6 protein-coding genes are annotated in these 6,191 nt (G+C 58.5%); 3 read left to right on the plus strand and 3 right to left on the minus strand.

Annotated features, from left to right (window positions below):
• Positions 1 to 34 precede the first annotated feature (34 nt).
• Both B3187_RS11590 and B3187_RS11595 read right to left on the minus strand, forming a co-directional pair.
• Positions 35 to 1,567: an alpha-N-arabinofuranosidase gene (locus B3187_RS11590; protein WP_286806585.1), complete on the minus strand. Its 1,533-nt coding sequence runs from the start codon at positions 1,565 to 1,567 to the stop codon at positions 35 to 37.
• Between the two features lie 146 nt (positions 1,568 to 1,713).
• Positions 1,714 to 2,493, minus strand: coding sequence for a 4'-phosphopantetheinyl transferase family protein (locus tag B3187_RS11595; RefSeq protein ID WP_286806586.1), 780 nt, complete (start codon positions 2,491 to 2,493; stop codon positions 1,714 to 1,716).
• 140 nt (positions 2,494 to 2,633) lie between these two features.
• On the opposite strand from B3187_RS11595, the gene B3187_RS11600 reads away from it, so the two are divergent.
• The 3 genes from B3187_RS11600 to B3187_RS11610 are packed head-to-tail and all read left to right on the plus strand — an operon-like array spanning position 2,634 to position 5,112.
• The gene (locus B3187_RS11600; RefSeq protein WP_286806587.1) at positions 2,634 to 3,746 is read left to right on the plus strand and encodes an S-(hydroxymethyl)glutathione dehydrogenase/class III alcohol dehydrogenase; all 1,113 of its coding nucleotides are present in this window, start codon (positions 2,634 to 2,636) and stop codon (positions 3,744 to 3,746) included.
• Positions 3,747 to 3,756: 10 nt separating this feature from the next.
• Positions 3,757 to 4,596: an S-formylglutathione hydrolase gene (fghA, locus tag B3187_RS11605; protein ID WP_286806589.1), complete on the plus strand. Its 840-nt coding sequence runs from the start codon at positions 3,757 to 3,759 to the stop codon at positions 4,594 to 4,596.
• Between the two features lie 21 nt (positions 4,597 to 4,617).
• On the plus strand, positions 4,618 to 5,112 hold the full coding sequence (locus B3187_RS11610; protein WP_036162001.1) for a YgjV family protein: 495 nt from the start codon (positions 4,618 to 4,620) through the stop codon (positions 5,110 to 5,112).
• 15 nt (positions 5,113 to 5,127) lie between these two features.
• Here the strand turns inward: B3187_RS11610 and B3187_RS11615 are convergent.
• Positions 5,128 to 6,191 (minus strand): sulfatase-like hydrolase/transferase (locus B3187_RS11615; RefSeq protein ID WP_286806591.1); only part of this gene is annotated, 1,064 nt, incomplete at its 5' end.

The following is a 6,191-nucleotide window of genomic DNA, read 5'->3' on the forward strand; positions in this document are numbered from 1 at the left end:
AGCGCAGCGCATCCGCCGTCACCCAAGTCTGACGTTACAGCTCCAGGGTCACCAACGACTTCGCCGGCATCTCCACAATCAACTTGCCTTTCTCAACCCGGGCGCCGTCAAAGCTTACCGGTACCAGATTGTTCGGGTTGTCGAAGGTATTATGGGCGTTCATCGCCTCGGCGGTCAGAATCCGGCCGGACTTCACGGCACTCACATCCATCCCTTTCAGATCAATCTCAACGGTGCGTGCTTCGTTGGGATCAATGTTGGTCAGGCTGATGTGGGTGCGGCCGTCTTTGTCCCGCGACGCGGTGGCGCTCAACGCCGGGAGGCTGTCGCCGTCATAACGGTACTTGCCTTTGTTCAGCTTGATCGGCAGAGCCACCGCATCCCGATGTACCTTGTACATGTCGAACACATGGTAGGTCGGGGTCAGCAGCATTTTCTCACCATCGGTCAGAATCATCGCCTGAAGGACATTCACGGTCTGGGCGATGTTGGCCATTTTCACCCGGTCCAGATGCTGGTGGAAAATGTCCAGTGTCACCGAGGCGGTCAGGGCATCGCGCAGGGTGTTCTGCTGGTACAGGAAGCCCGGGATGGAGCCTTCTTCCTGCTCGTGCCAGGTGCCCCATTCGCCCACGATCAGCCACACACGCTTCTCGGGGTCGTGCTTGTCCATCATCTTCTTGTGACCGGTGATGATCTCGTCCATTTCGATGGCACGGTCCATCAGCTCGAACCAGTCGCTTTCATCAAAGTTGACGGCCTCACCTTTCTTGGTGGTCCAGGAGCCCTGAATGGTGTAGTGGTGCAGGTCCAGCCCGTCGATCATATCGCCGGCGCGCTCCATGACCACATCCGTCCAGTTGTAGTCGGCCCCGGCGGCGCCGGCGGCGATGCGGAAGGGCTTCACGTTCTCGTAGGGGTGCAGGAAAGTGGCAAAGCGCCGGTAGAGGTCGGCGTAGTACTCGGGGCGCATGTTGCCGCCGCAACCCCAGCTTTCATTACCCACGCCCCAGTATTCGACATTCCAGGGTTCGGCGCGGCCATTCTCGGCGCGCAGCTTGGACATGGGGCTCTCGCCCGGGTGGTTGACGTACTGCCACCAGTTGGCCATGTCTTCCACGGTGCCGCTACCGACGTTGCCCACCACAATGGGGTCGGTTTCCAGCTCGGCCACCAGGTCCATGAACTCGTGGGTGCCTACGGAGTTGTCTTCGGTCACCCCACCCCAGAGGTTGTTCACCACTGAGGGGCGCTGCTCTTTCGGGCCAATGCCGTCCTCCCAGAAGTAGTAGTCGGCGAAGCAGCCACCGGGCCAACGCAGGTTGGGGATGCCCAGGTCTTTCAGGGCATCGATCACATCATCGCGGATGATGTAGTCGCCGTTTTCATCCTGTTTCCAGAGGCCATCGTAGATGCCCCGGCCCAGGTGTTCGGCGAAGTGGCCGTAGATGTGTTTGCTGATGATGCCCGCGCTTTCGTCGGTATCGACAGACATTTTATGGGTGCTGGCGGCAACCGCTGGCATGGCCAGGGTGGCGGACAACAGGAAAGAGCTCAGGAGTTTCATAGGCTATCCCTTGGGCTATTGGTTATGGTCAGAGGGTTATAGTCAATCTGTAATAAAGTATCATACGACAAAAGGCCTTGGCGAGTCTTTACGGTCCTTTACACCCGGAGTCGCCCCCGGAATTCCGGGGCGTCGGGTTTTGTGTTTTACTGAATCTGTATCTGGTGGCCGATGCACTCCAGGGGCTCGACATGACCACCGGGAATCAGCTTGTAAAAGTGGGTCGATGCGTCCTGGGCCCGGTGTTGCTTCAGGGCGAGGGACAGGCAGTAATCATCGTCCAGCTCATAGTGGTGGAACTGCCAGTCGTGAGGGTCATCCTCCAGGCTGTCGTCAAATTCCGCTGTAATCAGGCCGTTGTTGTCGATGTGAAAGCGGGCCTTGTCCAAGCCGTGGGCGATACCCAGCCCCCGGGCTTTCAGGTACGCCTCCTTGAGGGTCCAGAGCCGAAAGAAGTGCTCACTTTGCCGGGGTTCGGGGAGGTTGGCCAGTTCCTCGGCCTCGGGTGCGGAAAAGAACCGCTCGGCCAGCTCGGTCAGGGGCTTTTGATGGTGCCGAAGCTGCAGGTCGACACCAATCAGGTTGTCGACCGTGATGCCGATGGCCAGCCAGTCGCCGCTGTGGCTTAGGTTGAAGCTCAGCTCGGACATGGGCGAGTCGTCGCTCAGTCGGGGCTTGCCGCGCTCACTACGCTCAAACCGCCAGCGCTTGGGCGGAACACTGTCCGAGTATTGCGAGAGGCTGCTGCGCAACCCCGCGCGGGTAATCAGTTGTTCGTCCCGCAGTTCGGGTCGGGAGTAGTGCGTCAGGCCGTCGAGCTCGTCCTCGCTCAACCACTGCTCAAAGGTGTCTCGCCGCTCATCCAGGTGAAGGCTGCGCTGGTCGATCAGCCAGAGGTGGACAATGTTGTGGGGCTGCAGCATCATAGACTCAATCCGTGGGTGGGTTACCTGTTAACGTTATAGGAGCCTAACACGGCAATAGCAACCGTTACCGGGGATTGAGCGTAATCCCCCAGGGTAAAAATACCCAGTAATACCCCGAATCATCCATTTTGGAGGAAAGCATGATCAAATCTCGCGCTGCCGTGGCCTGGGGCCCCGGTAAACCACTGACCATTGAAGAAGTCGATGTGATGCCGCCCAAGGCCGGTGAAGTCCTGGTACGGGTGGTCGCCTCCGGGGTGTGCCACACCGATGCCTTTACTCTCTCTGGGGAAGACCCGGAGGGCAACTGGCCGGCCATCCTGGGCCACGAGGGCGGCGGCATTGTGGAGCAGGTCGGTGAGGGCGTGACCAGCATCGCGGTGGGCGATCATGTCATCCCGCTTTACACCCCGGAGTGCGGGGAGTGCAAATTCTGCAAATCCGGAAAAACCAACCTGTGCGGCAAAATCCGGGCAACCCAGGGCAAAGGGGTCATGCCCGATGGCACCTCCCGGTTCTACAAAGACGGCCAGCCGATCCATCACTATATGGGGTGCTCCACCTTTTCCGAATACACCGTGTTGCCAGAAATTTCCCTGGCCAAGGTCAACAAGGAAGCCCCGCTGGAAGAGGTGTGTCTGCTCGGCTGCGGTGTGACTACCGGTATGGGTGCGGTGCTCAATACCGCCAAGGTGGAGCCGGGCTCGACGGTGGCGATTTTTGGCCTCGGCGGCATTGGCCTGTCGGCCATCATCGGCTCGACCATGGCCAAGGCCGGGCGGATCATCGCCATTGATATCAACGAGCGGAAGTTCGAGCTGGCGAAAAAACTCGGTGCCACGGACTGTATCAACCCGAAAGATTACGATAAGCCCATTCAGGAAGTGATTATTGATCTGACCGACGGCGGTGTGGACTACTCGTTCGAGTGTATCGGCAATGTGAACGTCATGCGCTCGGCGCTGGAGTGCTGCCACAAGGGCTGGGGTGAGTCGGTGATTATCGGGGTCGCCGGTGCCGGTCAGGAAATCAGTACCCGGCCGTTCCAGTTGGTCACCGGCCGGGTATGGCGCGGCTCCGCCTTTGGTGGTGTCAAGGGTCGCAGCGAGTTGCCGGGCATTGTCGAGCAGTACATGCGCGGCGACTTCAAGCTGGATGACTTCATCACCCACACAATGCCGTTGGAAAAAATCAACGACGCCTTTGATCTGATGCACAAGGGCGAAAGCATCCGCAGCGTCATTCACTTTTAAGGAGCTTGATATGACATTGGAGCGGCTCAGTAGCAACAAGAGTTTCGGCGGTTGGAACCAGCAATACAGCCACGCCTCCGAGGTGCTCAACTGCACTATGCGCTTTGCGATCTTTCTGCCGCCCCAGGCCGAGGAGCGCAAAGTGCCGGTGGTGTACTGGCTGTCGGGTTTGACCTGTACCGATGAAAACTTTATGCACAAAGCTGGCGCCCAGCGGGTCGCGGCCGAGTTGGGGGTGGCGATCGTCGCCCCTGATACCAGCCCCCGTGGCGACGCGGTGCCAGACGACCCCGAGGGCAGTTATGACTTTGGTCTGGGCGCGGGTTTTTATGTCAACGCCACTCAGGCCCCCTGGAAGTCGCACTATCAGATGTACGACTACGTGGTGTACGAGTTGCCGCAGCTGATCGAGCGTGAGTTTCCGGTCACGGACCAGCGCGCTATCAGCGGTCACTCCATGGGGGGCCACGGCGCGCTGGTGGTGGGGCTGCGCAACCCCGAGCGTTACAGCTCCATCTCCGCCTTTGCCCCGATCAGCAATCCGATCAATTGTCCCTGGGGACAGAAAGCCTTGGGGCGCTATTTGGGCGACGACGAGTCGACCTGGCGTGAATACGATGCCAGCGAGCTGCTCAAAGCCAAAGGCTGCGCGCTGCCCCTGTTGGTGGACCAGGGGGATGCGGACAACTTTCTGCAGGAGCAGCTAAAGCCAGAGGCGCTGGAAATAGCTGCTGAAGGGGCGGGCGCTCCGCTTACGATGCGGATGCAGCCGGGCTACGATCATAGCTACTTCTTCATTGCCAGCTTTATTGAAGATCACCTGCGCTTTCATGCACAGCTGTTTGATTAAGGTGCCAGGCCCTTGGGTGATGTGATCTATACGGTTGGCCAACTGCTTGGGTTGGTCAGCTATGGTTTGGGCGTCTACTGTTTTTTTCAGAAAGACGATCGCAAGCTGAAAGTGTTCATGTTTGTGCTGCAGTTCAATAATTGCCTGCACTTTGCGCTGATCGGTGCGCCAACGGCGGTACTGAGTTCATTTTTGTCGGTGGTGCGCACCGGGCTGTCCCTGAAAACCAGTTCGCGTTTGGTGGCGTGGCTGTTTATCGCCGTCAGTGTGGCGCTGGGGTGGTGGCTGGTCGAAAAACCACTGGACTGGCTACCGGTGATTGGCGCCTGCATCGGCACCTACGCGCTGTTCTGCCTGACCGGTATTCAGATGCGCCTGGCCTTCCTGGTGGGCGCCTGTTTCTGGTTGGCAAACAACATCGCGGTCGGCTCGATTGGGGGCACCCTGCTGGAAGTGACGCTGATCAGTGTCAATTCCAGCACCATCATCCGCTTGTGGTTGGCGAAACGTCGGTAGCTCAGGAGGCGTGGCTCAAGGGTAAAACCGGGACTGCTCCTTCAGCGCGCGTTTGATCAGCTCCATCGGTAAGGGAGCATCGTCTATTGGCTGTAGCTGAGTGCTCAGCATTTCCATTCCGCCCGACGGGTAACTCACCAGCTGGAGCTCCTCGGTCAGAAAGGCCGAGTTCATGTAACTGTGCGCGATACTCCACTTTTTGTCGTGAGGGGTATAGAGGTGTTCACCGCTTGAATAGCTCTCGGTCGCACTTTCGGAACACCCGAGCACGTCGGTCAGTAGGGTGGGCGCGAGGTCGAAGTGCTCGGTCCGGTGTTCAACGACACTGGGCGCCTTGCCGGGCCAATGGATGACCAGTGGAACCTGGAGCTGATAGCGTGAAAAATTGCTGCCGTGACCCCAATAGTTCATCCCGTTGTCGTTAAATTCCTGGCCATGATCCGAGGTGATGATAACGAGGGTGTCTTCCATCAGCTGGCGTTTTGACAGGTCGGCCAGAACCCGATGAATCTGGTCGTCGACAAAACGTACCGTGGTTTTGTAGACATTGAAATAGGGCTCGGGGTCGAAGTCATCGTCCAGTGCCAATTGATTTACGGACTCCCAGTAGGGTTCGATACGCGGGTAATCGGGCGGGACCTGATAGGAGTGCGGCGCATCGTAGAACAGGAACCCGAAAAAGGGTGAGGCGTTGTCATGGGACGAGCGCCTGTCGAGAAAATCCAACCAGTCTTGAGTGATCTGTTGGTCGCGCTGCCAGGAGGTGTCCCCCGGTGTTTTCAGACGGAGTTCTTTAATGGATGAAAACACATTGCGGTCGAAGGCCGGGCTCACCAGCGTGGCCGAGCTCAGTATTTGGGATTGGTACCCGAGGGACTGCATGCGTTGAATCAATACCGGCGGCACCTGGTGGGCGGAAAACGCGTCCCAATAGCTGGCCGGTAACCCGTAAAACAGGGTGAATATGCCCGGTTTGGTGGCGTTGCCATTGCTGTAGTGATCAGTGAATACCTGTGCCGACTCCGTAAAGCGGGTGGTGTTGGGCATCCAGCGCGGATCCAGCATATCCCAGCGCAGGG

It is taken from the genome of Marinimicrobium sp. UBA4209, assembly GCF_002381585.1.
GTDB classification, from domain to species: domain Bacteria; phylum Pseudomonadota; class Gammaproteobacteria; order Pseudomonadales; family Cellvibrionaceae; genus Marinimicrobium; species Marinimicrobium koreense.

Coding starts and splice junctions, on each gene's coding strand:
- B3187_RS11590 (WP_286806585.1), bottom strand. CDS start 1,567: ATGAAACTCCTGAGCTCTTTCCTGTTGTCCGCCACCCTGGCCATGCCA.
- B3187_RS11595 (WP_286806586.1), bottom strand. CDS start 2,493: ATGATGCTGCAGCCCCACAACATTGTCCACCTCTGGCTGATCGACCAG.
- B3187_RS11600 (WP_286806587.1), top strand. CDS start 2,634: ATGATCAAATCTCGCGCTGCCGTGGCCTGGGGCCCCGGTAAACCACTG.
- fghA (WP_286806589.1), top strand. CDS start 3,757: ATGACATTGGAGCGGCTCAGTAGCAACAAGAGTTTCGGCGGTTGGAAC.